Genomic DNA, 3724 nt, shown 5'->3' with positions numbered 1-3724 from the left:
TCGGCTGCCCAGGTCAAGAGCCCCAAAGGAGAGCGCTCCCCGTTGCCCTAGCCCAACTTTTCCAGGCGGGCTTGCAAGAGCTGCATCTGGGCCTCCAGCTCCGCCAGTTGCTCGCGGCTAGCCTGCACCACTTCCGGGTTGGCCCGACTGAGGAAACTGGGGTTCTCCAGGCGGGCGCGGATCCCTTGAGCCTCTTTTTCCAGCTTGGCCAGATCTTTTTGCACTTTAGCCCGCAGCGCCTCCACATCCACCAGCCCCGCCAAGGGCACCAGCACCTGCACCGTGCCCACTACGGCAGCCGCCACCTGCTTGGGCTCCGTGGCCAGGGATCCCGTAATTTCTAGGGACTCGGCCTTGGCCAGATCGCGGATGTAGGCTTGAGCGGCGGTGAGGATCCGCTGCTCGTCGGGATCCTCGGTAACCAGCAGAGCCGTGATGGTTTGATGGGGCTTAAGGCCAGCCTCTGCCCGCAGGTTGCGCAAGCTGCTGATGGTCTGGATCACCAGGCCGAACTCCCGCTCCAGTTGAGGGTCAACCCAGTTAGGGTCAGGGGCGGGATAGGGCTGGACGGAGATGGAGGTGGCTTGGTTGGCCTGGGTGAGGAGCTGCCAGACTTCTTCGGTGACGTGGGGCATCCAGGGGTGCAGCAGCCGGAGGATGGTCTCCAGCACAGTGGCCAACACCTGCTGTGCCGTGCGCTTAGAGGTCGGGTCTTCTCCCCGCAGCCGCGGCTTGGCCAGCTCGATGTACCAGTCGCAGAAGTCATCCCAAATCAGGGAATACAAGAGCCGCGCCCCCTCGCCCAGGCCGTAGGCTTCCAGCTCTTCGATAACCTGGGTGGCCGCGGAGTGCAGTCGCGACAGGATCCAGCGATCGGCCAGCTCCAGCGCTGCGGGGGCAGGGGATCCCAGTTGGGCGGGGGTCTGCCCCTCCAGGTTCAGGAGCACAAAGCGGGAGGCGTTCCAGATCTTGTTGGCGAAGTTGCGGGCTGCTTCCACGCTGGCGCTCTCGCCGGTCTTGCGGTCGTAGGCCAGGCGGATATCCTGCCCTGCCCCCACCACTTCTTTAACCAAAGCGTAGCGCAGGGCGTCGGTGCCGTATTTGTCCAAAAGCTCGATGGGATCGATGCCGTTGCCCTTGGACTTGGACATTTTCGCCCCCTGCTCGTCCCGCACCAGGCCGTTGATGTAGACATCCTTGAAGGGGATCTGGCCGGTAAACTGCACTCCCATCATGGCCATGCGGGCCACCCAGAAAAAGATGATGTCGAAGCCCGTGGACATGAGGGAATTGGGGTAGTAGCGCTTGAAGTCCTCTGTCTCTTCCGGCCAGCCCAGCGTGGAAAAAGGCCACAGAGCGGAGCTAAACCAGGTGTCCAACACATCGGGATCCCGCTCCAGCCGCTCGAGGGCCGGGCCAAACTTCTCCCGTGCCTTAGCCCAGGCCTCTTCGGCATTGCGGGCCACCACAAAAGCCTGGGGATCCTCAGGGATCTGACCGTCGATGACCGGATACCAGGCCGGGATCTGGTGCCCCCACCACAGTTGCCGCGAGATGCACCAGGGGCGCAGCTTCTCCAGCCAGCCGGTGTAAACCTTGGTCCAGCGCTCCGGAATAAAGCGGGGGTTGTGGTGTTCCCGCTCCTCCTGCAAGCAGCGGGCCCCCATCCCCGAGACATCGCAAAACCATTGAATGGAGAGCAGCGGCTCGATGGGCACGCCCCCGCGGTCGCTGTAGGGCACGCTGTGGGTGTACTCTTCCACCTTCTCCAGCAGACCGTGCTCGGCAAACCACTGCACCACCTTCTCGCGGGCGACAAAGCGATCCAGACCGGTGAAGGGATCCCCGTTCTCGTTGAGGGTGCCGTCCTTGTTGAGAATGTTGATCAAGGGCAACTGGTGGCGACGGCCCATCTCAAAGTCGTTGGGATCGTGGGCTGGGGTAACTTTGACACAGCCGGAGCCAAAGGAGGGATCCACGTACTCGTCGGCGATGATGGGGATAAGGCGATCCTTGATGGGCAGCCGCACAAACTGGCCAATGAGATGGCGGTAGCGCTCGTCTTGCGGGTGGACCGCCACGGCTGTATCCCCCAGCATCGTCTCGGGGCGGGTGGTGGCCACCACCAGGTACTGGTTGGGATCCGCGGCCAAGGGATAGCGGAAATGCCAGAGGTGACCCTTGACCTCTTTGTTGTCCACCTCAATGTCGGAGACTGCCGACTGGGTGGCCGGACACCAGTTGACCAAATACTCGCCCCGGTAAATTAGCCCTGCTTCGTAGAGGCGGACAAAGGCTTCCGTAACTGCCCGGCTCAGCCCCTCATCGAGAGTAAAGCGATCCCGCGTCCAGTCCAGCGACAGGCCCAGGCGCCGCAGTTGGCTTTTGATGGTGCCCTGGGATTGCTCCTTCCAGGCCCAGGCCCGCTCCAGAAAAGCCTCGCGGCCCAGGTCAAAGCGGCTCTTGCCCTCCTGGCGCAGTTGGTTTTCCAGGATGGTGTGCACGGCAATGCTGGCATGATCCGTGCCGGGCAGCCAGAGGACGTTGTAGCCGCGCATGCGCTTGTAGCGCACCACCACATCCGGCAGGGTAAAGGCAAAGGCATGGCCCATGTGCAGGCTGCCGGTGACGTTGGGCGGGGGCAGCACCATGCTGAAGGCTTCTCCCGGCGCCTTGGGATCCGCTACGTAGAACCCCTTTTCCTCCCAAAAGCGCTGCCACTTCGGCTCGGTCTCAAAGGGGTTGTACTGGCTGGGCAGATGGGCGAGGGCAGGTGCAGCAGTCATGGGGAGAATAGGCCAACGGTTGAGAAGGATGAATCACTTTATAGAGTAGCAGTCTAACCCCTTGCCCTTTGGGGATGGGTAAGGCTGATCCCGATCACCCAGCAGAAAGGCGCTTTGGGCTAAGGTACTGCTATCCTCAGCGTTCAGATGCGGCTCTATGTACAGATCATTGGCGGCAACGGCCCTGATGGTTCTAATGGCTTTATCCGGTAGGATCCCTGCCTTCGCGCAACAAGAGTGGTGGAAACACTCAAAAGACGACATCCTGCTTTGTTATGGGCAGCCCGTCGATCCAGCCTCTCTACTGGGTTTTGAGGCTTGCTTGAGTGCCCGCAGCCACCCTGATGAAAAATCCCGGCTGGTAGGACTGTATTTTGTTCCGTACAGCGATTACGCCTTTTGCTTCGCAGGTACAGAGAAGCTCAATAGCTTAGAGTGGACTCTTGTGGGTCGAAGTGGAGAGTTCGTGTTTGGCCTAGATCGCCCTCTGGCCCCTTCTGAACTAGAAGGGGAGACCCCTTGGATTATCCAGCGAAAAGCCCGCATTCTCGATATGGAGGGGGATCCTGCCGCCGGTTTCAGCCAACTGGTGGTTTACGACGAAACCGAGTTGAATCTGAAGGGGTTTGCCATAGTGATTGCGCCGCCAGGGTACTTTGGGGATTCCATTTTGCCAGAAGTGTTTTTGGAGCGGCCCGAATGCCAGGCAATTTTAAATTGAGGGCCTTACACATACCGGGCGAGTTCAAAGAATCGCTACTGCTTCAGGACAGTGGGCAGGTCCTTCCCTGTTGGCAGATGCCCATAGAGCCAAGCGAAAAGCAAAGACAAACTGATGAATCGCTTGCCCATCTGCAGGAACTCAAAGGGGAGTTGTCGACACTCATTGAAAAGTGTCAACAAAAGTTTTCTGAGCAAGAGAAAAGTTCTTCTTGCAC

General features: G+C 60.0%; 2 protein-coding genes and 1 pseudogene. 2 read left to right on the top strand and 1 reads right to left on the bottom strand.

Annotation, left to right across the window (positions count from 1 at the left end; all coding sequences use genetic code 11):
• Positions 1–47 precede the first annotated feature (47 nt).
• Entirely contained in the window at positions 48–2786 is a 2739-nt protein-coding gene (locus NW844_RS10315) for a valine--tRNA ligase (protein ID WP_414335400.1), read from the bottom strand.
• A gap of 466 nt (positions 2787–3252) precedes the next feature.
• On the opposite strand from NW844_RS10315, the gene NW844_RS10310 reads away from it, so the two are divergent.
• Both NW844_RS10310 and NW844_RS10305 read left to right on the top strand, forming a co-directional pair.
• Entirely contained in the window at positions 3253–3507 is a 255-nt protein-coding gene (locus tag NW844_RS10310) for a hypothetical protein (protein ID WP_414335398.1), read from the top strand.
• Positions 3486–3724: pseudogene (locus NW844_RS10305) on the top strand (hypothetical protein); the annotation flags it as partial. The gene NW844_RS10310 and the pseudogene NW844_RS10305, both read left to right, overlap by 22 nt.

The sequence above is a fragment of the Synechococcus sp. H55.2 genome (genome assembly GCF_047462495.1).
GTDB lineage: Bacteria > Cyanobacteriota > Cyanobacteriia > Thermostichales > Thermostichaceae > Thermostichus.
The sequence above is the reverse complement of the archived record's forward strand: the minus strand, read 5'-3'. Positions and strand labels throughout refer to the sequence as shown.